Source organism: Dermatophilus congolensis (assembly GCF_900447215.1).
Taxonomy (GTDB): Bacteria; Actinomycetota; Actinomycetes; order Actinomycetales; family Dermatophilaceae; genus Dermatophilus; species Dermatophilus congolensis_A.
Window position 1 is genome coordinate 1,142,001 of sequence record NZ_UFYA01000001.1, and the last position, 24,745, is coordinate 1,166,745.

General features: G+C 59.9%; 22 protein-coding genes and 1 pseudogene. 6 read left to right on the forward strand and 17 right to left on the reverse strand.

The window, feature by feature from the left end; translation table 11 throughout:
* Positions 1–127 precede the first annotated feature (127 nt).
* On the reverse strand, positions 128–301 hold the full coding sequence (locus DXZ77_RS04865; protein ID WP_115030375.1) for a CsbD family protein: 174 nt from the start codon (positions 299–301) through the stop codon (positions 128–130).
* Positions 302–547: 246 nt separating this feature from the next.
* On the opposite strand from DXZ77_RS04865, the gene trpS reads away from it, so the two are divergent.
* The 3 genes from trpS to DXZ77_RS04880 all read left to right on the forward strand — a co-directional run bounded on the left by trpS (position 548) and on the right by DXZ77_RS04880 (position 3,679).
* On the forward strand, positions 548–1,690 hold the full coding sequence (gene trpS, locus DXZ77_RS04870; RefSeq protein WP_442778414.1) for a tryptophan--tRNA ligase: 1,143 nt from the start codon (positions 548–550) through the stop codon (positions 1,688–1,690).
* 193 nt (positions 1,691–1,883) lie between these two features.
* Positions 1,884–3,167, forward strand: coding sequence for a M15 family metallopeptidase (locus tag DXZ77_RS04875; RefSeq protein WP_115030376.1), 1,284 nt, complete (start codon positions 1,884–1,886; stop codon positions 3,165–3,167).
* A gap of 155 nt (positions 3,168–3,322) precedes the next feature.
* Entirely contained in the window at positions 3,323–3,679 is a 357-nt protein-coding gene (locus DXZ77_RS04880) for an RNA polymerase-binding protein RbpA (protein ID WP_028326251.1), read from the forward strand.
* Between the two features lie 86 nt (positions 3,680–3,765).
* Here the strand turns inward: DXZ77_RS04880 and DXZ77_RS04885 are convergent, their stop codons facing one another.
* Positions 3,766–4,575, reverse strand: coding sequence for a polyprenol monophosphomannose synthase (locus tag DXZ77_RS04885; protein WP_115032576.1), 810 nt, complete (start codon positions 4,573–4,575; stop codon positions 3,766–3,768).
* Positions 4,575–6,185, reverse strand: a complete 1,611-nt coding sequence (lnt, locus tag DXZ77_RS04890) for an apolipoprotein N-acyltransferase (RefSeq protein ID WP_115030378.1) — start codon at positions 6,183–6,185, stop codon at positions 4,575–4,577. The genes DXZ77_RS04885 and lnt overlap by 1 nt, the downstream gene beginning before the upstream one ends.
* Positions 6,186–6,551: 366 nt before the next feature.
* On the opposite strand from lnt, the gene DXZ77_RS04895 reads away from it, so the two are divergent.
* Positions 6,552–7,535, forward strand: coding sequence for a 5'-3' exonuclease (locus DXZ77_RS04895; RefSeq protein ID WP_115032578.1), 984 nt, complete (start codon positions 6,552–6,554; stop codon positions 7,533–7,535).
* 10 nt (positions 7,536–7,545) lie between these two features.
* Here DXZ77_RS04895 and DXZ77_RS04900 read toward each other — a convergent pair whose 3' ends face one another.
* The 10 genes from DXZ77_RS04900 to dop all read right to left on the reverse strand — a co-directional run bounded on the left by DXZ77_RS04900 (position 7,546) and on the right by dop (position 18,637).
* Complete coding sequence (locus tag DXZ77_RS04900; protein ID WP_115030380.1) at positions 7,546–10,395, reverse strand: DEAD/DEAH box helicase; 2,850 nt, start codon at positions 10,393–10,395, stop codon at positions 7,546–7,548.
* Between the two features lie 52 nt (positions 10,396–10,447).
* Positions 10,448–11,320: a twin-arginine translocase subunit TatC gene (gene tatC / locus DXZ77_RS04905; RefSeq protein WP_258553138.1), complete on the reverse strand. Its 873-nt coding sequence runs from the start codon at positions 11,318–11,320 to the stop codon at positions 10,448–10,450.
* On the reverse strand, positions 11,317–11,682 hold the full coding sequence (gene tatA, locus DXZ77_RS04910) for a Sec-independent protein translocase subunit TatA (protein ID WP_258553139.1): 366 nt from the start codon (positions 11,680–11,682) through the stop codon (positions 11,317–11,319). The genes tatC and tatA overlap by 4 nt, the downstream gene beginning before the upstream one ends.
* A gap of 123 nt (positions 11,683–11,805) precedes the next feature.
* On the reverse strand, positions 11,806–12,798 hold the full coding sequence (locus tag DXZ77_RS04915; protein WP_115030383.1) for a helix-turn-helix transcriptional regulator: 993 nt from the start codon (positions 12,796–12,798) through the stop codon (positions 11,806–11,808).
* On the reverse strand, positions 12,795–13,847 hold the full coding sequence (locus DXZ77_RS04920) for a helix-turn-helix transcriptional regulator (protein WP_115030385.1): 1,053 nt from the start codon (positions 13,845–13,847) through the stop codon (positions 12,795–12,797). Before DXZ77_RS04920 ends, DXZ77_RS04915 begins: the two co-directional genes overlap by 4 nt.
* A gap of 29 nt (positions 13,848–13,876) precedes the next feature.
* A complete protein-coding gene (gene pafA / locus DXZ77_RS04925) occupies positions 13,877–15,271 on the reverse strand; it encodes a Pup--protein ligase (RefSeq protein WP_115030387.1) in 1,395 nt (464 codons plus the stop codon).
* Complete coding sequence (prcA, locus tag DXZ77_RS04930) at positions 15,268–15,996, reverse strand: proteasome subunit alpha (RefSeq protein ID WP_115030389.1); 729 nt, start codon at positions 15,994–15,996, stop codon at positions 15,268–15,270. The genes pafA and prcA overlap by 4 nt, the downstream gene beginning before the upstream one ends.
* A complete protein-coding gene (gene prcB / locus DXZ77_RS04935; RefSeq protein ID WP_115030391.1) occupies positions 15,993–16,826 on the reverse strand; it encodes a proteasome subunit beta in 834 nt (277 codons plus the stop codon). Before prcB ends, prcA begins: the two co-directional genes overlap by 4 nt.
* On the reverse strand, positions 16,823–17,011 hold the full coding sequence (locus tag DXZ77_RS04940; protein ID WP_115030393.1) for a ubiquitin-like protein Pup: 189 nt from the start codon (positions 17,009–17,011) through the stop codon (positions 16,823–16,825). Before DXZ77_RS04940 ends, prcB begins: the two co-directional genes overlap by 4 nt.
* Positions 17,012–17,044: 33 nt before the next feature.
* The gene (dop, locus tag DXZ77_RS04945) at positions 17,045–18,637 is read right to left on the reverse strand and encodes a depupylase/deamidase Dop (RefSeq protein WP_115030395.1); all 1,593 of its coding nucleotides are present in this window, start codon (positions 18,635–18,637) and stop codon (positions 17,045–17,047) included.
* 151 nt (positions 18,638–18,788) lie between these two features.
* On the opposite strand from dop, the pseudogene DXZ77_RS04950 reads away from it, so the two are divergent.
* Positions 18,789–19,788: pseudogene (locus tag DXZ77_RS04950) on the forward strand (ribose-phosphate diphosphokinase).
* Entirely contained in the window at positions 19,789–20,184 is a 396-nt protein-coding gene (locus DXZ77_RS04955; protein ID WP_115030397.1) for a DUF3054 domain-containing protein, read from the forward strand.
* 14 nt (positions 20,185–20,198) lie between these two features.
* Here the strand turns inward: DXZ77_RS04955 and DXZ77_RS04960 are convergent, their stop codons facing one another.
* The 4 genes from DXZ77_RS04960 to DXZ77_RS04975 are packed head-to-tail and all read right to left on the reverse strand — an operon-like array spanning position 20,199 to position 24,622.
* Positions 20,199–20,630 (reverse strand): OsmC family protein, encoded by a 432-nt coding sequence (locus tag DXZ77_RS04960; RefSeq protein WP_115030399.1) that lies wholly within the window; start codon positions 20,628–20,630, stop codon positions 20,199–20,201.
* Between the two features lie 43 nt (positions 20,631–20,673).
* Positions 20,674–22,317 carry a proteasome ATPase gene (gene arc, locus DXZ77_RS04965; protein ID WP_115030401.1) on the reverse strand — a complete coding sequence of 548 codons (1,644 nt, stop codon included), beginning with the start codon at positions 22,315–22,317 and terminating at the stop codon, positions 20,674–20,676.
* On the reverse strand, positions 22,298–23,392 hold the full coding sequence (locus DXZ77_RS04970; RefSeq protein WP_258553140.1) for a tRNA (adenine-N1)-methyltransferase: 1,095 nt from the start codon (positions 23,390–23,392) through the stop codon (positions 22,298–22,300). The genes arc and DXZ77_RS04970 overlap by 20 nt, the downstream gene beginning before the upstream one ends.
* Positions 23,393–23,419: 27 nt before the next feature.
* On the reverse strand, positions 23,420–24,622 hold the full coding sequence (locus DXZ77_RS04975; protein WP_147279197.1) for a site-2 protease family protein: 1,203 nt from the start codon (positions 24,620–24,622) through the stop codon (positions 23,420–23,422).
* Between the last annotated feature and the right edge of the window lie 123 nt (positions 24,623–24,745).

The window sequence follows — 24,745 nt, forward strand, 5'->3', positions numbered from 1 at the left end:
TCTTTTTACTCAGGCAACAGATTGAAGCCAAAGACACCAACAAGACAGACTCAGCAGTTACCTCCCACATAAAACAGGTGTGGGGCCCACCTAAAGTAGACCCCACAACCCACCGGCAAGCCCGGTATCAGTTCTTAAACGCATCCTTCACGTGCTCGCCAGCCTTCTTCAGATCAGCTTCTGCCTGATCAGCGCGGCCAGCAGCCTCCTGCTTGCCATCACCGGTGACCTTCCCTACGGCTTCTTTCACCTTGCCCTGAAGATCCGTCGCGGCGTTCTTGACCTTGTCCTCAAAACCCATGCTTGCTCCTTTCTGACCAGCGCTCAGCGCCAATCCGACACACAGCTGTGTCTTAACGGAACTGCTCCAGGCGCCACCACACAGACAGCAGCACCCACCGCGACCTTAACCGCCAGCTGCCCACCCGTGCCCGGTTAAACACCTCTTCGGCATGTCCCCACAACGCAGGCCAGCACTTACTTTTCTGCACTCCATACGCTGCACAACCACGCTGGCCTCCGGCAGTGGGCAGATAGAGTTTCCCGCGTGACCGCCAACGAGACCCCGCAGAACCTGAACGACCACGACGACGCCGGCGAAACACTCGCACGCTCCACATCAGAAGCCTCATACAAAGCAGCACAAGAGCGCAGCGCCGCAGTCGAAGCCGCCATCGCCGAGGACGCCTCCCGCTTCCGCGTCCTCACTGGCGACCGCCCCACCGGAAACCTGCACCTCGGCCACTACTTCGGATCCCTACGCAACCGGGTCCGCCTCCATGACTCTGGCGTCGACACCTGGCTCGTCGTCGCCGACTACCAAGTCATCGCCGACCGCGACGGCGTAGGCGCCATCGCCGAACGCGTCCGCTCCCTCGTCACCGACTACATCGCCGTGGGCATCGACCCCGAAAAAGCAACCATCTTCCCTCACTCAGCCATCCCCGCCCTCAACCAGCTCATGCTGCCCTTCCTGTCCCTGGTCACAGACGCAGAACTGCGCCGCAACCCCACGGTCAAAGCCGAATCCGACGCCACCAACGGCCGCCCCATGTCCGGCCTCCTACTCACCTACCCCGTCCACCAAGCCGCAGACATCCTCTTCTGCAAAGCCAACCTTGTCCCCGTCGGCAAAGATCAACTCCCCCACCTCGAACAAACCCGCCTCATCGCCCAACGCTTCGACAAACGCTACGGCCGCGCCGGCGAGGGAAAAACTCCCGTCTTCCGCCGCGCTGATGCCCTCCTATCCGAAGCACCCAGCGTGCTAGGCACCGACGGACAAAAAATGAGCAAGTCCCGCGGCAACACCGTCGAACTGCGTATGAGCGCCGACGAAACAGCCAAAGTCCTCAAAAAAGCCGTCACCGACTCCGAACGCCACATCACCTTCGACCCAGAAAACCGCCCAGAGGTCTCCAACCTCGTCCAACTCGCCGCGCTCGCCACCAACCGCGCCCCCCTGAAAATCGCCGAAGAAATCGGCGATGGCGGCTCCGGGCAACTCAAAAAACTCGTCATTGAATCGGTCAACGACATGCTCGCCCCCATCCGCGCACGCCGCGCCGAAGTTGAAGCCGACCCCGCCATCATCGAAAACACCCTGCGTCGCGGCATCGAACGAGCCAACGACGTCGCTAACGACACCCTTAACGAAGTCCGCCAAGCAATGCGGATGCACTACCTGTAAAACCCATCGCTTCATCCTTAGCCAGGCCGCCCACCCCACCAGCGGGATGGGCGGCCTGACCTATCCCCGACTGCTGTGTCACACTCCCCCACACGCAAACCCCATGCATACAAACAGGCACGTCGCGACCAGACTTCTCGACCTCCGAGTGAAACAATCCATACGGGGACCAATCGAGGACAGGTGGAACTCAGTGACACACTCGTCGCGCACACACGCCACAGGAACTCACAGCCGAGCCCATGCCACAACCTGGGCACAACGCATCACCACCTCTGTCGCGCTGGCCATCCTCGCCGCCAGCGCCGCCCCAGCACCAGCCACGGCAGAGATCACCACCCCACAAACAGCACAAACCGGCACACCCGGCGCAGACGAACGCGGCCCCCTCAACAAAAACGAAGTCGCCGCCCAACTCGCCCAAGCCGAAAAACTACGCACCCAACTCGCACAGCAAAACGCACAGCTAGCAGCCGCCTCACAACGTCTCGACGCCGCCGCAGCGGCAGCCACCGCAGCGATGGAAAAATACGCCGACGCCAAACGTGCCCTTGAAGCCGCCATCGCCACTGAAAAAACTGAACGCGAAAAACTACGCCAACTCAGCCAACACGTCACTGACGCCAAACGAGACGTCGAAGCCATGGCCATCGACGCCTACACCAACGGCAACGGCTCCCTGGCAGATCTAGCCGCCATCATCAAAGTCGCCACCGGCACCCGCGACCAACTCTCCGCAGCTACCCTGTCCGCATACCTAGCCGACACCCGCAACTCCCAACGAGAGCACTACACCTCCCTGGCACAGCGACAACAAACTGCAGCTACAGCCGCAGCCAACGCCCGCCTCACCCGCGAAAAAGCCACCACCGCCGCCGCAACAGCCAAAGCAGCCGCCGACGCCACCGTTGCCACCCATCAAGCCGCAGCCAACGCCCTGGCCGCCCAAGTCGCCGCCACCCGCGGAAAAATCGCCGCCACCGAAAACATCCCCAGCGACGCTGCAGCAGCAGCCGCTCTGGCCCAACGCGAAGCCGCCGACGCCCTCAGTAACGGCACCAGCTGCTCCACCGACAACGCCACCTACCCCAACGGTCTCTTCCCCGACTCAGCACTGTGCCGCCTCGTCACCGCACCAGGACACAAACTGCGCCCTAGCGCAGCCAGCGCCTTCGACCGCATGAGCACCGCTTACCGGAAAGAAGCCGGAAACTACCTGTGCGTCTCCGACTCCTACCGGTCACTAGCCGAACAAGTCGACATCCGCCGCCGCAAACCCGACCTCGCCGCAGTACCTGGCCAAAGCCACCACGGCCTAGGCATCGCCATTGACCTGTGCGGAGGAATCGAAAACTTCGGCACCATCGCCTACCAGTGGATGAAACAAAACGCACCCCTCTACGGCTTCTACCACCCCACATGGGCAGAACCAACCGGCAGCAAACCTGAACCCTGGCACTGGGAATACGCCAACTAACCTCACAACGGCTCATCCAGCCACACGGGAATGCATCACCCACGCGCATAGTTGAGAGACAATGACACGTCGCGCCCATAACGGCACGACCGACACGGCACCGGCTCAACAACAGCCAGCAAGCCACTTACCGCTCATCGTCCAGGAGGCCATACATGGCAGAACGTTCGCTTCGAGGAACCAACCTCAGTGCCCTGAGCATGGAAACCGATGAGAACGTCGTCCTCAGTGAGCGCCGCATCTCCAAGTACGAGTGCCCCAACGGGCACATCAGTGAGCTGCCCTTCTCCATCGAGGCCGACATTCCCCCGATCTGGGAGTGCCGCTGCGGCCAAGAAGCCAAACTGGCCGACGGCCCCGACCCCGAACACAAACCGGGCAAACACGTCCGCACCCACTGGGACATGCTTCTCGAACGTCGCAGCGAAGAAGAACTCGCCGAAGTACTCATCGAACGCGTCAACGTCGTCCGAGCCCGCCGCGGCGAAGAACCACTGACCTCACTGAGGTAAAACTCTCCACACATGCGTGAGGCGAAGCCCCCACGCCGGTCCCACCGGCAACAAGGAAGCCTCGCCTCACGCATGCTCACACGCAGTTACGAACGCGAACGCTTCACCGCACCCACCAACCGTGAAGCAAGCCCCGCGACCTGGCCACACCGATACTTAACCCCCCACACCGTCACATTCCGCAACGCCTCCACGATGATGTCCGAGCTCATCTTGGAAGTGCCCTCCTCACGCTCAACAAACGCGATCGGCACCTCAATAATCTTCAACCGCTTCTTCACAGCACGCCACGTCAAATCGATCTGGAAACAGTAGCCATGCGACTGCACCCCATCGAGCCCCATCGTCTCCAACGCACTCACCCGATATACCCGGAATCCAGCCGTAGCATCATGCACCGGCATCCCCAACAGCACCCGCGTATACGTGTTCGCTCCCACCGACAAAACCTTGCGATGCAGCGGCCAATTCACCACCGAACCACCAGGAATCCACCGCGACCCAATCGAGACATCCGCGCCATCAATCGCCGCAACAACAGCCGGCAAATCAGCAACCCGATGCGAACCATCCGCATCCATCTCAACCACAGCGTCATAGCCTCGCTCGGCAGCCCAAGCAAAACCATCCAGATAGGCCTTCCCTAGCCCCTCTTTACCCGCACGATGCCGCACAAACACGTGCTCATCCTCAGCCGCCAATGCATCAGCGATCTGCCCCGTACCATCCGGAGAGGCATCATCGAGCACCAACACATCCGCAGCAGGCAGCGCCTCACGCACCCCCCGCACCGCACGCTCCACGTTCTCCTTCTCGTTGTACGTCGGGATGAGAACAACCGGCCGCTGAACCGGCTCATACGTCTGACGGGACTGGGGCTCGGAGAAGTGATCGATCACCCGGCGAGTCTAGCCGGGCCACCCCGACGAGCGCGGACAGCCTGAACAAACAGAAAAAGCATCGTAATGACGCTGGTCACGACCCCCGGCCACACTGACAGATAAGCCGCAGGTGTGAGATTTTCGCGCAACGGCAACCGGCCAGCAACCACAGCCTGCGTGTACAAATCCGTGCGCTGATGCGCCGCCCCATCAGGGGTAATCAACGCACTGACACCCACCGTCGAGACATGCACAACAGAACGGCCAAACTCCACCGCCCGGATACGCGAAATCGCAAGCTGCTGCACCGACTCGTCAGTGAACCCAAACGTCGCATTATTCGTCGGCACCGCAAGCAGATTCGCCCCAGCCAGCACCCCCGAACTCACCGCCGTATCAATCGCCACCTCAAAACAAATAGGCGTGGCCACTCGCACCTGCCCATCCCGCAGCGAAAACACCACATCCCGCGCACCCTTAACGAAATCCCACGGAAGCAACTGGTCAACCAACGGAGTGACGTGACGCAACACCGACCGGAACGGAATGTACTCAGCAAACGGAACCGGATGCCTCTTGTCATAGCGATCCACAATCCCGCGACCGGGCAGAAACAGCAGCATCGCATTCGTCACCTGCGGCGCAGGCTCAGCCAAAACAGCCCCCACAAACAACGGCGCTCCCACCGCCTGCACTGCCGACTTAATCACCGCACCAGCATCTGAATTACGTATCGGATCAATATCCGAGGAGTTCTCCGGCCACACCACAAGATCCGGGCGCGGCATTTTACCCAGCGTGATCTTACGCGCAGCCTCCTTCGTGGCATCAGCATGGTTATCAGTCACCGCGCGCCGCTCAGCATTGAAATCCAACCCTGCCCTAGGCACATTCCCCTGCACCCCAAGAACCTGCACCGACCCCGCATCATCGCCCAGCTGCCGCGGAAGCACCGCAGCGCCACCAACCACCAGCAACGCAACTACCGCCGCAGCACAAGCAGACCACAGGCTCTTACGCCCTTGCGGTGAACGCCAGGCACGCAGCAGCCCCCGCGCCCCACACGCCAGCAACGCCCCCACCAACGCCACCAAAAACGTCAACCCGGTTGCCCCTACATACGGAACAGCCGACAACATCGGTGAATCCGCCTGCGAAAACGCCAACCTCCCCCACGCAAACCCGCCAAAGGGAGTCACCGAACGCAACCATTCCGTCCCCGTCCACACCACCGCAGCTGACACAGCCACCGGCAATCGCCACCCCGGCACCGGGCGCTGCACAGCAGCCAACGCCACCCCCGCCAACGCCATATACAGCGACTCTAGCGTCAACAACGCGAAAATTGGCAGCGACCAACCCAAAAACACCGCCGTCCACTGCAACAGCGGCGCAAAGAAACACACACCACACACAAACCCCAACACCGCGCCACCACGTAGACCAACCCCACCGGTAGCCACCACAAACAACGCCACACCCAACGGCGCCGCCCACCACAGGTCATACGAGGGAAAAGCCAGATAAAGAACCCCACCAGCCAGCGCGGCAATCACACACCGCACCCACCACACCCAAGACTTCCCCCAGTCCCCCACAACAAACCGCGACACCACAGCCGGCATCCCAGCCCCCTCACTTCGTGACACGGCACGAACGGAAGCCACATCAGCAGAAACCGAACAGTGCCTTGCAGGGACGGGACCCGTCACCTTTGGGGCCGCCTCGCAATACGAGGACGTTTTCTACTCGGTGAACGGGTCCCGTCATCGCCGACCGAACTACCGACCGATAGCAGTCGATGCAACGACCGACCGGGTCGGCGCCCTGAAGACGAATTCCAAACTACCGAAAACGTCAGGTCGGTCAACTCAAGCAACGCTACCCTTGACCAGCACCAACACCGTAAACGCGCAGGTCAGAAAACTATTCACCGCGTGTTTCGCGGATACCGAAAAGATCTACTAAAACACCCCCACACACCCACATACATGCAGGCAAGAAGGCTACCCACCCAACACGCCAGTATCGTCACCCCTGTGACTGGTGTTCTTCTTCTCGATGCCTCCTCCCTCTACTTCCGTGCTTTCTACGGCGTTCCAGAACGCCCCAGCAACCCCCAAACACCACCCACCAACGCCATTCGTGGCTTCCTCGACATGATCTCCTCACTCATCACCCACTACACCCCTGAGGGGCTTGTCGTGTGCTGGGACGAAGACTGGCGCCCCGCCTTCCGCGTCAACGCCCTCCCCAGCTACAAAGCCCAACGCGTACGCATCACCACCGAAGGCATCCACGAAGAAGACACCCCCCACAACCTCACCACCCAAGTCCCCATCATCATCCAGGCACTACGCGCCCTAGGAATACCCCGCATCGGCGCCAGCGGATACGAAGCAGACGACGTCATCGCTACCCTCGCCCACCGCTGGGCAACCACCCCACAACACCCCATCCACGTCGTCACCGGCGACCGGGACCTATTCCAACTCGTCGACGACACAAAAGGAATCGACGTCCTCTACACCGCCAGAACCGGCGTACGCGCACCCGAACTCATCAACGAAACCTACCTACACACCACCTACGGAATACGCGGCGGCCGCGGCTACCTCGACTTCGCCACCCTACGCGGAGACCCCAGCGACGGCCTACCCGGCGTACGCGGCATCGGAGAAAAAACCGCCCGCACCCTCCTCGAAAAACACGGCAGCCTCGCTGCACTGCGCGCCGCCGCCACCGACCCCAACTCCGAACTGACCGCAACACAACGTACACGCATCACCAACGCCTCGGACTACCTCGACACCGCCGCCACCGTCGTAGCAACCGCCACCGACGCACCCATCGGCGACGTCAACCCAGCACTACCACGCCATATCGCCGACCTACGCCTGCTATCTGACCTCGCCGCGCGCTACCGCCTAGCCAACACCTTCGACCGCCTCCTAGCCGCATGCGCCATCGCATAACCCATCCACATCACCCCATCCGATCCGCAGCCACCACACCACGCATCACCGCATCCACCGCACTACGGGCCGTACGACTCAACTGCGTAGTAGGAGCAACCGCCATGATCTGATCCAACAAATCCACAACCTGCTTACACCGGCGCACAAAATCACCCGCCGCCAAGTCCGTCTCAGCCAAAACCGCCTCAAGCGAACGTCCTTTGGCCCACGCATACACCAAATGCGCAATCCCAGGGTCCGGGTACGCCGTCACCGACACACCCCCATCAGACTCAGCATCCTCAAGCCCACTCCACACCTGAACCATCTCGTCATGGGCACGCATCAACGCCGCCCCACCACCACGCGGTGAGGGCTCCCGCTCCTCCTTACGCGGCTCATTCACCAAACACGACACCGCAGCAGCCAACTGCGGAGCATCCAACTCATCCCACACCCCAGCTCGCAAACACTCTGCAGTAAGCAAATCCCGCTCTGTATAGATACGACTCAGCAGTCCCCCTCGCTCAGTGACCGACTCACCCCCTTGCGCCAAATACCCGAAACGCTCCAACACCGTGCACGTACGATCAAACACCCGCGCCACCGAATTCGTACGACTCTCCACCCGACGCCGCAACGCCTGCGTCTCACGCTCCAACCTCCACCACCGCTCCGCCCACCGCGCATGCTGCTCACGATCAGCGCACCCATGACACGGATGCGAACGGATCTTCTTACGCAACTCAGTAACCCGACCCTCAATAGCCTCGTCTTTTCCACCCTTAGTCGACTTACGAGACGCAAAATCCGGCGGCACATCCGGCACCCGATCCCGCATCAAAGCCGCCACATCCTTACGCACCTTCGGATTGCGGTAGTTCACCTTGCGAGGCAACCGCACATGCCCAACCGGCACCAACGGCTCATCCATCTGCGCAGGATCCACCGTGAACAAACGCCCCTCCTGCGTACACACAACCACCTCACGAGCATGCCCAACCGGCACCACCACACCCCGCTGCTGACGCCTACCCACACGCACAAAAACAACATCCCCCCACCGCAAATCTTCCAACGAAGCCCGCGCAATAGAACGCTGCCGAGCCGAACGCGCCTTAACCGCGTCCTTCTCCAAACGCCCCAACTCATGACGCAACGCCGAATACTCACGGAAATCACCCATATGGCACGTCATCGCATCGCCATACCCAGCCAACGCTTCCTCATGCTCAGACAGCTGCTTAGCCATCCCCACCACCGACCGATCAGCCTGGAACTGAGCGAACGATGTCTCCAAAATCTCTCGCGCCCGACCCCGACCGAACGTACCAACCAAATTCACCGCCATGTTGTACGTCGGGCGGAAACTACTACGCAACGGATACGTCCGCGTCGAAGCCAACCCACCCACCGCCAACGGATCCAGCCGCGGGTTCCACAACACCACCGCGTGACCCTCAATATCGATCCCACGCCTACCGGCTCGACCAGTCAACTGCGTGTACTCAGCCGGAGTGATGTCAGCGTGCGTCTCCCCATTAAACTTCACCAACTTTTCCAACACCACCGTACGTGCAGGCATATTCACCCCCAACGCCAACGTCTCAGTGGCAAACACCGCCCGCACATACCCGGCAAGAAACAACTCCTCCACAATCTCCCGGAACGCCGGCAACATCCCCGCGTGATGCGCCGCGAACCCCCTCGAAGCAGCCTCAACAAACTCCCAATAGTGCAAAACCGACAAATCCTCAGCCGCCAAGCCAGCCACCCGCGACTCAACAATCCGGCGGATCTCCTCGGCCTCAGCAGTGCTAGTCAGCCTCGTCCCATGACTCAACAGCTGCGTCACTGCCGCATCACACCCCACACGACTAAAAATGAACGTAATCGCAGGCAACAGCCCCGCCCGGTCAAGACGGTCAATGACCTGGGCCCGGCTTGGCACCCCCGCCGAGCCACGACCACCACCCAGCCCTTGAGCACCACCGGCATGCCAACGATCCACACCCCGGCCACGCACCTGCCGTCCACGGCGCCCCCGCGGCGCACCCCGATCTTCCAACCGACCACGCCGATCCGTATTCGAACGCGAACTACGAATCGCCTCAATCAAATCCGGATTAACAAGCGCACTTTCCTGGCGCGCCGCACCAGGACGACCCGCGCCACGGGTATCAGCACGATCAGGCTCAGCATCAACAAACAAGTCATAAATCGTTGTCCCCACCATCATGTGCTGCCACAACGGAACCGGGCGATGCTCCTCCACCACCACCTCGGTGTCACCCCGCACCGCCCCCAACCAATCTCCAAACTCCTCAGCATTACTGACCGTCGCAGACAACGCCGCCACCTGAACATCACCAGGAAGGTGAATAATCACCTCTTCCCACACCGCACCACGCGCACGATCTGCCAAGTAATGGACCTCATCCATCACCACAAACGCCAAACCACGCAACGTACCGGACCCCGCATACATCATGTTGCGCAGCACCTCCGTGGTCATCACCACCACCGGCGCCTCACCGTTGATCGAGGAATCCCCCGTCAACAACCCCACATTCTCAGCGCCATACCGCGCCACCAGATCGTGATACTTCTGGTTCGACAACGCCTTAATCGGCGTGGTGTAAAAAGCTTTCTGCCCCCTCGCCAACGCCAAATGCACCGCAAACTCACCCACGATCGTCTTACCCGCGCCCGTGGGAGCAGCCACCAACACCCCCCTGCCATCTTCCAACGCAGCACACGCCCGCTCTTGAAAATCATCAAGCGGAAAATCAAGCAGGTCACAAAACTGCACCAGCCGACGATGGCGGGCAACACCTTTAGCTCGCGACCGGGCATAACGCTCTGCAGGAGACGACATGTGGCCCAGGCTACGTCAGAGAACCCCTGACGACCCCAGGCCACCGCACTAGTTACAACGGACTGGCCTGATCATCACTGAGATTCGACCACTCAGGACGTTTACGCGCTTTACTTCGCTCCAACAGCGAAGCCACAGCCCACGCTGCGAAATACAAAACAGTCATCGGGATGGCCAAACCAAACATCGTCCACGGATCCGGCGTGGGGGTGATAAACGCAGCAAACACAAACAACCCCACCACCGCGAAACGCCACCCGCGCAACATAGCCGCAGCGGGGAAAACCCCAATCATGTTCAACCCCACCAAGAACACCGGCAGCAAAAACGCACACCCAAACGCCACAATGAACCTGGTCACGAACGTCAAATACTCATCCGCGGGCACAATATTGACACCCTGCGACGGCGTGAAACCAATCAAAATGACAATTGCCTTCGGCAACGTCACATACGCCAACCAACAACCCGACACAAACAACGGGATCGCCGTCAGCATGAACGCCAACGCCGTCCACTTCTCCCTACGACGCAGCCCCGGCACGATAAACGCCCACACCTGATAAATCCACACCGGGCTGGACAAAATAAGCGCCACAAACAGCGCCACCTGAATCTGCACCGCCAACGGCGAGGTCAGCGTCGCATAGTTCACATCTCCCCGCCGCATACGCAGCGGCGAAGTCAAATCGTTCAAGATTGGCTCGTACCACATCCACCCAGGCACAGCAGCCACAACCAACGCCAGCAGCGCAACCAAAAAACGGTTTTTCAACTCCCGCAGGTGCTCCGCGAGAGGCATACGCCCCTCCGGATCCCTACGACGATGCTTCAACCGCGGACGACGAACCTGCCTGTGCACCGAACTTCCGGCAACACCGGGACCGTCAACATCGGTCACCTCATGCCCCCCAGAGGCACTCACGCGCGGTACTGCGCGTTACCCGAACCATCATTAAAAGGACGTTTCTCCTGCACCGCAGACGGAGTTTCCTGCCCAGCCTGCGCCGAAGGACGCTGCTCCGGCTCACGCGGCGCCGCCTGCTGAGGCTGCTGAGGCGCAGTAGTCGAAGGAGAAGCAACATCACCATGCACCGTGTCCTGCGAAGCAGCACTACGGTGATCACGCTTCAACTCATCAACCTCAGACTTAAAAATCCTCATCGAACGCCCCAAACTACGCGCAGCATCAGGCAACTTCTTCCACCCGAACAACACAACGATGACCACAATGATCACCAGCGCTTCAGGACCACCAAGCCAACTCGGCATGACCAGGCCTTTCATCAGAAAACATTCATTGTCAACCCCGACATCACACACCTACCGGAGCCCTGGCCAGTCTAAGCGCGCAAACTCACCTGCGCCTGCGAGGCAACCTGCACATCCCTTCAGGTTCCATACCCAACCTCACTCGTAATAATCCAACGCACGCTGCACACCACGCGAGACCTCAACCGCTACATGCGCCGGCTCAACCACCCGCACCGACCCACCAGACCTCCACACCAAACGCCTCACCCACGAGGGATCCTTCACCAACAAACGCACCAACTGATCCGGCTCATCAGCCCCACTAGCAGACCCCTGCACGTCCTCCACCGACACCACCGGGTAATACTCACCAATCCACCGCGACTGCGGCCCCACCCGAAGAACCACCTCAATAGAAGCATCCAGCGGCCCCTGCGCAGGCGCCGCAACATCCTCAAACGCCCCCCGCGGAGGCACACTCTCCACCTCCAACACCTCCAACGACACAATCCGATCCAACCGGAACGTACGCACCCCCTGCGCCCGATGGCACCAACCCCGCAAATACCAATGCGCCCCCGAATGCTCTAACCGCACCGGATCAACATCCCGATCCGTCACCTCATCCCGCGCAACATTCAAATAGCGCAACTGCACCCGCCGGTTATCACGCAACGCCTGCCGCACCTGACCAACCCACCGCGCAGCGTCCTCATCAACAAGATCCACCCCCATGCGCCGCGCCAACTCCACTGCATCATCTCCACCAACATGCCCTGTAGCCTCCACCAACTTCTCCAACGCCGAAGCAACCACCGCCGGATCAGCAAGACCAGGAACCGACCCCAACGCCTCCAACCCCACGATCAACGACAACGCCTCATCAGGAGCCAACCGCAACGGCCGCGAAATCTCATCCGCATTACGAATAAACACCTCCCCGGACTCCCAATCCGCCTCAATCAACACATCAGGAGTAATCCCAGGCGTACCGCACAAAAAAATCACCGCCAAATCCTTCTCCACCTGCGCAGCAGTGACCCCAAACACCTTCGCCACCTCCTCCACCGACTCCCCCGGATGCTCCAACACCCACGGCACCATCGTGAGAAGACGCTCCAAACGCCGCTTCGCCGGTTCCATACTCATCGCTGCCCCTCCTCAAACCCAGCCGCCGCAACACCCTTCAACAAACCCACCACCCGCACCCGCAACTCCTGCGGAGCAACCACCACCACATCAGGCCCATACGACGCCAACTCCCCCGCCATACGGTCCAGATCATCAAAATCCACCACCAACGAATCAAAGCCTGGCATCGAAAAATCAACCACTGACACATGGTCAGCAGCATCACCGCCAACCTGTTCCGCCGCCCGCAACCGCAACGCCGCACCCGCACGCCGCGCCACCAACAACTCAGCGCGACCCCCCGCTCCCGGATCCACACTGCGACGAATCATCCTCATCGGATCATGCCCTGCAGGAATCTCGTACGCACCCGCCCGCCCCACCGGCTTAACCTCCGAAACAATCCGATCAAGCCGGAACAACCGCTCCGCCCCCCGAACCACATCAAACCCCGTCACATACCAACGCCCATGCCACGCCTGCAACCGCCACGGCTGCACCTGCCGCGATGAAACCTCACCACCAGAACGCCGATATTCAAACTTCACCGCACGCCGCGACATCACCGCACGCCGCAACACCTCAAAAGAAGGCACCGACGTCGAAACCATGAACTGATCAACCTCATCAACCACCCCATCAGCCACACCTGTCAGCAATGCCGACTCCCCCGACTCAGCACCAGCCGCCGACAACTTACGAATCGCCGACGCAGCAGTAGGCGCCAACGAACTCGACGACCAAATCCGAGCAGCCAACCGCAACGCCTCCACCTCACCAGCGCTGAACCGAATCGGCGGCAAAGCATACGCACGACGATCAATCCGATAACCGACCTCGTCATCAAAAAACGGATCCACCGGCTGCGTCAAAAGCGGAATCCCCAACTCACGCAACTCATCCTTATCGCGCTCAAACATGCGATCAAAGAGCTCATCACTGAACTGCTCATACTGCCGCACCTGCCGCCGCAACGTCTCCTTAGGTAGCGGACGACGCGTAGCCAAAAGCGCGAGAACAAGATTGAGCAGACGCTCAATCTTGGCGTCACCGTTCGAAGATCCCATGCGGCGAAATCTAGTCCACCCAACCCCACTCACCGCAGCGAAACCACACCGCCATCCCCACGCATGCTGACAAGCAACTGCTCAACCCGCTCATCATGCGTAGCAAACGGATCCAACAACTCCACCTCCCGATCCACCCCACCACCAACCTGCACCCGCGCCCAATCCACCGAACACGGCAAACCAGCCTGCCTCGCCGCCACCACAACAGCCCCACGCAACACCGCCCGCGTCCTGGGCGGAACCGTCATCGCCTCCCGCGCCCGCGCATCAGAAATAAACACATCCACCTCACCAGCACGCTCCAACGCAGCAAAAAGTCCCTGCCCCGGACGCACATCATGAAACAGCAAATCCAAAGCAGCCACCCGCGCATCCTGCAAATCCGTGCCATGACGCTCCATAAACCGATCAAGAACACGCCTCTTGACCGCCCAATCAACCTGCCGCGACAACACCGCCCAATCCCGCGACTCCACCGCCGTAAGCACCCCATCCCACAACTGCAACACCCGCTCATCAGCAGGCCCCAGCACACCCACCCGATCCACGTAATCGACCACCGCCGCATAAAACGCGCGCTGCACCTCAACCGCACGCACCCGCTTGCCATCAGCAAGAGAAACCACCGACCACGGATCCCTACTGATCGCACGAATAGCACGCGCATTCGACATCAAACCCACAACCGGCGCAGACGCACCACTTTCCAACACCCGCAACACCAGCTCCGTGGTACCCACCTTCAACAACGTGCTGGTCTGCGTCATCGTCGAATCACCCACAATGATGTGCAAACGGCGGTACATATCCGCATCAGCATGAGGCTCATCGCGGGCATTAATCATCGGACGCGAACGCGTAGTGGCATGCGAAACCCCCTCCCACACCACCTCCGCACGCTGCGAAATATCAAACCGAACCGGCTCATCCACACCCCGCTGCGGACGAACAACCCGCCCCGCGCCACAAAAAATTTGCCGCGTCACCAAAAACGGAGCAAGCAACTCCGATAAAGCCTCAACACCCCCACCACGACGCACTAAATAATTCTCATGACAGCCATACGAATTACCAACAGAATCAAGATTGTTCTTCAACACCCTGAACGTGCCCTCGATACCGTCCTGGGCCAACCTACGAACAGCACCACCAGCCAGCTCATCCATGATGAGCTCACCAGCACGATCATGAGCAACAAGATCAAACACATCCGTGCACTCAGCAGTGGCGTACTCAGGATGATTCCCCACATCCAGATACAACCGAGCACCACTATCGGTAAAAACATTAGACGTGCGATGACGGCCAATAATGTCCCGAAACATCGCCCGCGCAGCCTCATCCCCCGACAGGCGCCTCCTACCCTCATACGTGAAGGAGACGCCGTACTCGGTTTCCACCCCCATGACGCGAGAAGTCACGCCTGACCTTCCAGCACGCCCCCACTCTCACCAGCACCATCACACGAACGCAACCACTCCTGCACCCGCGCCACCGGAACCCGACGGAAAGAACGACGCGCACAACCCCGCTCCAAAACAGCGACCTCCAACTGGCTACTGCGCTCAGCGGCATCCCCACGAGGCAACAGCGCAGCAGCCGCCTGCCTCACTGCGTGCGCGCAGCTCATTCCCACATCCCAAGAGTGGCGCAAAGTCGCACTCAACGCCTCTCCATCACCACCCATCGCAACAAAACCTTCCTCGTCTCCGACGCTGCCATCAAAACGCAACCGGAACAACGAATCCTCAGCCGCAGTGGCACCAACCTCAGCCACAACAAGCTCAACCTCATACGGCTTAGGACCAGCCGTGAACGCCACTCCCAACGACTGCGAATACGCGTTAGCCAAAGCCCTAGCCGTGACATCCTCACGCGCATAGGCATAACCACGCCCATCGGCATAACGAATCCCCGCCACCCGCAAGCTCTCAAACTCGTGATACTTACCAACCGCGGCGAAAGCGATCCGATCATAAATTTCGGAAATCTTATGCAACGAAGTCGACGGGTTCTCAGCAACAAGAACCACCCCATCAGCACAGCTACCCACCACAACCGACCTGCCACGCGCTATACCTTTACGCGCGAACTCAACCCGATCCTTAACAAGCTGCTCTGGTGAAACATAAAACGACGTACTCATGCCCGGCCCTCCTGCCGCTGGCGACGCGCAGCCAATAACTCAGTCACGATGCCCTCCAACTTCTGCGGGCTCACCTCTTCAGCCCCATCAGGAGTAACCACCGCACACGTAGGCCAAATACCTCGAGCAAGATCAGGGCCACCAGTTGCACTGTCATCATCAGCGGCATCCACAAGCGCTTCAATAAGCACACGCACAGCCTCATCAGCGCCAAGCCCAGGCCGCCACGTTTTCTTCAACGAGCCACGCGCAAACATCGCACCAGACCCAATCGAATGAAAATCGTGCTCCTCATAACACCCACCCGTGACGTCATAGGTGAAAATCCGCCCCGGCGAAGCAGAACGCGCCACACGCCGATCACCAGCCGGATGCGAAGCAACGAACAAAGGCAACACCGGCAACCCACGCATCGCCATCGTCATCTGGGCACGCAACATCGTTGCCAACCGATTGGCTTTGCCATCAACCGACAAGGGCACACCCTCAATCTTGGCGAAATGCTCAAGTTCCACACCAAAAAGTTTGACCAGTTCAACCGCTAAGCCAGCGGTACCAGCAATCCCCACCGCCGAATGCTCATCCGTAACAAACACCTTCGTGATGTCATGGCTAGCGATAAGACTGCCCGCTGTCGCCCGACGATCACCAGCAATCACCACACCCTGACCAAACGTAGCCGCAGCAATAGTGGTCCCATGCGGAGCAGAGGCATGCCACCCCGACTCCCCCACACCCTGCACAGCACAATCACCATGCCCCGGCAACAAATACGGCGCCGAATCAGCGAGATACTGACTAAAGGACGAATCCTGCAGTGGCCCGATCACTGTCCACCCTTCTGTACAAAGTTCGCAACAAACTCTTCAGCATGAGTCTCCAGAACAGCATCGATATCATCCAAAACCGCATCAAGATCAGCATGCACACCAGCAGCCCGACCAGACTCCGCTACCTGCTCAACACACACATCATCTTCTTCATAACCATCGGAAACACGTTTTTGCCCCGCCATCACAACCTCCTACATCTAAGTTCAAATCTGTTTTCAATCTAACCGGCCATCCACCAGAAAATCGCACCCGCTCACCGCCCCAAACGCCGCTCCCACATACGAAAACAGATCACCCCGACACTGCCCAACCGGATCATCACCAACCTGATCACGCGCACCCAAAGCAGGATCAACACACCACAGCCGCGACACACCAGCTTCCTCAAGCACGAGAGTTTCCCACGACGCGGCAACCACATTCACACCCCCATCAACGCAACGCCCCCGCAACCACGCCCGCGTATGCGCCGGCGGCAACCACATAGCCGCCGCGACCTCATCCTCCGAAACAAGCCGACGCAGCCGCCCCGCCCGTTCAAGCACACGCGCCACCCCCACACCAGGGCGAGTATCAGCCCACTGAATATCCACCGCACGCAACTTCGGACTATCCCACGAGCCCCCCTCACGCGCCCGATAACGCTCCACCACTGCCCACTTAGCAGCCCAATCAAGCAAATGCGACACCGCCTCCGGCCCATCCGCCAAGCGCGTCAACACCTCATCCCACCAATACAAAACCTCATACGTATCCGGGTCACTCTCAGCAGTCACACCAGCATGCTCAGCCGCCGCCTGCCAATAAACACGCAACATCTCCACAGCGCTGATACGCCTACCATCAACAAGACGAAGACGATGCCGACCCCGCACATCACGAGAAACAGCAATAAGCTCAGCCAGCGGATCAGCCAACTCAAACCGAGGGCACACACCACCCTCGATCAGACCAAGCACCAACGACGTTGACCCCACCTTCAGCAACGCCGAAATATCCGCCAAATTCGCGTCACCGATAATCACATGAAGCCGCCGAAAACGCCCCGGATCAGCATGCGGCTCATCACGAGTATTAATAATGGGACGACGAAAAGTCGTCTCCAACCCAACAATGGCCTCCATAAAATCGCTACGCGCCCCAATCTGAAAACCACCCACCTGAGAACGCTGCCCGAGACCAACCCGCCCCGCCCCGGCAAGCACCTGACGAACAACAAAAAACGGAATCAACAACTCAGCAATCCGCTCAAACGCAACTCCACGGTCAACGAGATAATTCTCGTGACTGCCGTACGAAGCGCCCTTACCATCCGTGTTGTTCTTGTACAGCACAAGGCGCTCGCCACCGTTACCAGCTGCCGCGATATCACTACCGGTAAGCATCGCCGCCGCATCCGTGAACGCAATCTCCCCCGCGCGATCCCACATCACTGCTTGCCGCGGAGTAATACACTCAGGACCGCTGTACTCCGGATGAGCATGATCAACGTAAACACGTGCACCATTAGGGGCAGCAAGGCTCGCCAAACGAAGATCCTCACCCACCTCATCAGTACGCATCGCCCCCTCGGCACAGCTGTGATCAAGAGTCCACCCGCGCGCATCCACCAACGGACTTTCACCCGCATAATCCCACCGTGCAACCCGATGCCCCCTCGCCGCAGCCAACACATCATACGCATGCACAAGAAGCCCCGAGGCGGTCATCGGATTAGCGTGAGGGTCGCCCGCGACGGTAATACCGAACTCAGTCTCGAGCCCCACAACTCGATGAACACCAGTACAACCACGGGTGACAGAAACCATGCAACGACTCTACGCATCACCAACAACGGGTTCACAAGAGCACCTAGGCTACTGAGGTGTGCATCCCCGCACACCACTAGTGACATAGCCTGACGATGGTGCTGCCCTAAGCAACACCAGGTAAAAGACCCAAAACCTGTGAGGATCAGCTGTGCGCGACGTGATCGTGTTCTCTGGCAGTGCCCATCGTGGGCTCGCCGAGAACATCTGCCGACACCTGGGTGTCCCCCTGTCCCCCACCGAGATTCAACGCTTCAGCAACGACTGTTTACAGGCCCAGTTGCTCGCAAACTGCCGCCAACGAGACGTATACATCGTCCAACCACTCGTGCCCCCCACACAGGATCACCTCATGGAACTACTCATGATGATCAACGCGGCACGAGGGGCATCCGCCGCACAAATCACTGCAGTAATCCCCCACTACTCCTACGCCCGCTCCGACAAAAAAAGACGCCTCACGCATCTCCCTGGGCGGACGCCTGGTCGCCGACCTCATCCACACCGCCGGAGCAGACCGCGTACTCACCATGGAGCTGCACGCCCCCCAGGTACATGGATTCTTCTCCGTACCTGTCGACCACCTCTCAGCAATCGGTGTACTTGCCGACCACTTCCGCGGACGAGACCTCAACAACTCCGTCGTCGTCTCTCCCGACCTCGGCAACACCAAAACCGCTTCCCTCTTCGCCCGACTGCTATCCCTACCCGTCGCCGCAGGCAGCAAAATCCGACACGGCGACGACAACATCGAAATCGAATCAATCGTCGGTGACGTAACCGGTAAACGCGCCATCATCCTCGACGACGAAATCGCCACCGGCGGATCAATGATCGGCCTGCTCGACCGTCTCGCCGAAGCTGGCTGCCCCGGCGCATCCGTCGTATGCACCCACGGCCTGTTCGCAGGCAAAGCAGTCGAAAAACTCACACAACACCCTCTCGTCGACGAAGTCGTCACAACAGACACCGTCCCCTCCCCCACCGGATGGGACAAACTCACCGTCGTATCGATCGCTTCACTCTTCGCCGAAGCCATCGCCCGCATCCACCAAGGCGAATCAGTCAGCCGCCTCTTCGATGGAATCGACCCACGCCACGCCTCACCACAACTTGGCTTCGACCTCGATTTCGGCACCCAGGAGTCCTAAATGAGCACCACATCCCCTCTGCCCCACTCAACGCGTCTAGTCCGCCTCCCCGCAGCAGCTATCGCCGCGATCGACGTTGTCTGCATTGTCGCTTTCGCAGCAATAGGACGCGGCAACCACGGAGAATCACTCGGACTGGCTGCGATCCTCGGCGTCGCAACCCCCTTCCTTATCGGTCTAGCCGCAGCCTGGGCAGTTACCTACGCCTCAAAACACGCCGCGCCCCGCACTATTCGCCAAGGCGTACTCGTATGGATCGTCACTCTCGCTGGCGGAATGTCCGTGCGATCCATGAGCGGCGGAGGCACCGCTGTTGCCTTCGTAATTGTTTCCGCGATCTTTTTGTCCTTGACACTCATCGGGTGGCGAGCCGTAGCAGCACGACGCTCCGCCTAATCACCCATCACTTTTCACGGCTCGACCTGGACGTCCAGGTCGAGCCGTGGCGTATGCGTAAGCGTGCGTTCCACCCGGCAAGCACTGTGCACCACTCGGTGAGCGCTTTGTTCCACACGAGCACGCTGCCTGGAATCAAGGTTTTCGCCAGTAATAAAGACCGAAGTCGAAAAAGAGTCATACCGACGCTGCGCGCAGTCGTACTTCCCCCTCACCGTGACTGTTTCTTCAGCACCCTCCCCCAGGTGCCGATCTATCAACGGTTCCAGCGACAATGCGGCACAACCAGCCAACGCCGCCTGAAGCAGCTCCGTAGGGGTCCACGTATCTACATCCCCTGCCGTAGCGAGACGAATAACGCCACCGCGACCGTTGTGGGCAACGAAAACGCCGTCAGTCTCTTTGTAGACGCTGACCGCTTCATCTGATTCGTTCGCTTCACTCATGGCCTGAACCTTTCCGGTATGCGCGAATCTTGGTGATGCCGCTTTACCGCACTGGTGGAATCACATCCACAACTCGTTCACCTCTGGTGTCCAGCACACGCCACCATTCATCTGCGCTAGCTACACCGGGAACGTTGCCGCTCTCACGGAATTCGGCTGCACATGCTTGCCGCAAATGCTCACCCGTGAGTCCTTTGTCTCCCCCGGCTAGGACTTGCTTAATCGCTAAACGTTTAGCGCGGTCAACAATGTTGGCGATCATCGCGCCAGAGACAATGTCAGCGAAATAAACTTCTTCCTTACGTCCGGAAGCGAATAGAAGCGAACACAAGCGATGTTCCTCGCTGCGCTCGTACAGGAAATCCACCACCGTGTCGATGAGATGCGCGACTGCTACCTGTCGGTTCCCGTCAGCCTCAGCGAGCACCTCTGCTCCCAAAGGCAGCGAGGGCACCACGTATTTGCTGAAGATTTCCCGTGCTGCCGTGGCATCAGGGCGACCAATCCGGATCTTTGTGTCCAACCGACCGGGCCGCATCACTGCAGGGTCGAGCATGTCTTCACGGTTGCTTGCTCCGATGATGATCACGTTGTTTAGCTGTTCTACACCGTCGATCTCAGCGAGCAGCTGGGGAACAATCGTGGTTTCCACATCGGATGAAATTCCCGAGCCCCGCGCGCGGAATAGTGCTTCCATCTCATCAAAGAACACAACCACGGGGATCCCGTCACTGGCGTGTTCTTTAGCTTTGGTGAAAACTACTCGGATTTGTCGTTCAGTTTCTCCGACAAACTTATTGAGCAGCTCAGGCCCTTTGACGTTGAGGAAGTAGCTGCCTGGCGTGCCAGATGCGCCCGTGGTTGTTGTATCGCGTTGAGCGCTTTGACGTGCCAAAGAAGCAGCAACTGCTTTGGCGATCAGGGTTTTCCCTGTTCCGGGAGGACCGTAGAGCAGTACGCCTTTAGGTGGGCGTAGTTGATGGTCTCGGTATAGCTCTGGATGCAGGTAGGGCAGTTCGATGGCGTCCCGGATTTGATCGATTTCCTCAGAGAGCCCACCGATGTCGTCATAGGAGACGTCAGGAACTTCTTCGAGGGTGAGATCTTCGACTTCGAGTACGGGTACTGGTTCGAGGGCAAGAGCAGCACGGCTGTCGATGAGGACTGGGTCGCCCGGTTTGAGTGGTACGCCTTGTAATTGGTGGGCTCGGCGCACAACGCGTCGATCTTCGCCACGTGCGGTGACAACGAGTCGGTCTGTGTCCCATAGTTCGTGCACGATCATCACGTCTCCGTGGCGTGCAGGACTCTCGTCGGGGTCGATGCGGGCTACAACGGTGAGTTCTTCGTTGAGGAGCACTTCATCGCCGGGGTGGAGTCGGTCTTCTAGCCCTGGAGCTAGACATGCCCGTATGGGCCGACCGTTGCTGACAAGGTCGGCCCATACGTCGCGGGCGAAGGTGACCACGGCGTGGGTTTGCGGAGGTGAGTCGAGCGCGGCGACTCGTTCTCGCAGTGTTGCTAGTGCATCCCGTGCTGAATTGAGGGCCTCGACGAGTTGTTCGTTGCGGCGCGCCAGTTGAGCGTTTGCGTGTTCCAGGCGCTTGGGGTGGCCGCTGTGTTCGTGTGCCGTGGCTGGTGTTGGTTGGGTTCGTGGTCTTCCTGGGTCAGGAGTTGGTCCGGTCATCTGCGGCCTCCGGGGGTGGCTCGGAGCCTTCTGGTAAGGCCCCGGTTGTCCGTTCGGTCATGTGTGCAGCGTTTGTAGTGGCTTCGCGTGCTGTGCGGCGCAGTTTTTTGTCTGAGAGGGGGCGTTCGCCTGCGTCGGCGGGGGTCCATTCTCCTGCACCGAAGGGCATGACTGTTTCGCCGTGTGCCCCTTTTGCTGGGCGGCGTTTGCGTAGTGGTGGGGCGGTGTTGGGGGCTAGACGGCGTGCGGTGATGAGGAATCCGGTGTGGCCGTGCATGCGGTGTTCGGGGCGTACTGCTAGTCCTTCGAGGTGCCATCCGCGCACGAGTGATTCCCAGGCGGCTGGTTCGGCGAAGCCGCCGTGGTCGCGCATTGCTTCGGCAGTGCGGGAGAGCTGGGTGGCTGTAGCTACATAGCAGATGAGAACTCCGCCGGGCATGAGTGCCTCGGCGACGGCTTCGAGGCATTCCCAGGGTGCGAGCATGTCGAGGACGACGCGGTCAATAGTGCCTGGTTCGCAGGTGGCTGATAGGGCTTCTACGAGGTCACCGACGGTGACGGTCCAAGCGGGGTGTTCCATTCCGAAGAATGCTTCGACGTTACCGCGGGCGATCTGGGCGAATTCTTCTCGGCGTTCGAAGCTGTAAAGGTGTCCGTTGTCACCGACGGCTCGTAGGAGTGACATGGATAGTGCTCCGGAGCCGACGCCTGCTTCGACGACACGTGCGCCGGGGAAGATGTCGGCCATTGCGACGATTTGTCCGGAGTCTTTGGGGTAGACCACTTGGGCGCCTCGTGGCATGGACATGACGTAGTCAGATAGCAGTGGCCGTAGCGCGAGGTACTCGATGCCGGCGGTGTTCTTCACTGTTGATCCGTCGGGTGCGCCGATGAGGTCGTCGTGTTCGACGCTGCCGCGGTGGGTGAAGAATTGGCCTTTGGGTTGGAGCGTTACCGTGTGGAGTCGCCCTTTAGGGTCGGTTAGCTGTACGCGTTCCCCGGCTTGGAAGGGGCCACGTCGCAGGGAAGCTCCGGTGGGTTCGGCCGAGTGGTTTTGCTTGCTTGCGTTGGTCACTCATCCAGTCTAGGGCGGATTGGCTGGTCAGCTTTGCGTGCTGTGTGAGGGGTTGTTGAGGGCGGAGGCGATAAGGCCCGCTTCAGCGACGGCGAAGGGGGTGCCGTTTTCGACGAGGACGACGATGGGTGAGTCCATTTCGTTCATTGCGATGACGATGGTTTCGGCGTCGAGGTTGTGTTGGTGGGTTTCGAGGGCCCAGTTGTTGGTAGGGAGTTTCATGCCAGCGGAGGCGGGGGTGTTTGGTCCGCTGTGTTCGAGGGCCATGCGGACGGTTTCTGGATCGAGGTATCCGCGAGGGGTTCCGTCTGTATCGGTGACGATGACGACGGCGGGTAGGTTTCCGTTTTCGTTAGGTCCGCGTCCGGGGATCTCGCTGAGGGGGGCGTCGATGGGCATGATGCGGACGGGGTGCAGCAGGGTGGTGATGTCGACGTTTTCGAGTTGGGTGAGGAGTTTGGAGGTTTTGAGGGTTTGGGTGGCTGCGGTCCATAGGTACGCGGAGAGGACGACGGCGACGGCGATGTTCCAGAGTGATCCCCATGGGCTTGCGGTCCATATGCCGTAGGCGAGGGCTGCGATGCCGGCAAGGACGAGGAGGCGTCCGGCGTGGGCAGCTACGCGTGTGCCGGTGGTGCGTTTTCCGGTGGCTTTCCAGACGAGGGCGGAGACGATGTGTCCGCCGTCGAGTGGGATTCCGGGCAGGAGGTTGAAGATTGCGACGAATGCGTTGGTCCAGGTGACTGCGCCGGTCAGGACGAGGGCGAGGGGGTCGGTGACGATGTTTTCGAGTGCTATTCCGCAGAGGGCGATGACGCCGTTTGCTAGTGGTCCGACGGCGGCGATGGCGGCTTGTTTGCCGGGGGTGATGTTTTCGGCGTCGTATGCGGTGTGTCCGCCCATGAGGTCGGCCATGACGCGGTCGACTCGAAATCCGAATCGCAGTGCGAGGAGTGCGTGTGCGAATTCGTGGACCATGACGGAGGCGAGCAGCAGGAGGGAGTACAGGAGGGCGGCTGCGTAGGAGGCCCAGCCAATGCCGGGTACGAGGCGCGCGAATTGTGGTCCGAGTGTGGTGATGAGGAGGGCGGCAATGAGGAACCAGCTGATTCCCACGTAGATGGGGGTTCCGATCATGGTGCCGACGAAGATGGCACCGGAGGGGCGCTGGTGCGGTGCCGTGGCGGGACGGGACGGGGTGGGTCCGCTGGTGTCCGTGGGGCGGGGCATGGTCATGACAGTACTTCAATGGCGGGGGTGGCCTGAACGTCGGCATGGGGTGTGCTGATGACAAACTGGGTTTGCAGGGTGGCGGTTTCGGGGGTGTTTTTGGGTGGCGTGGGGGTTGGTTGG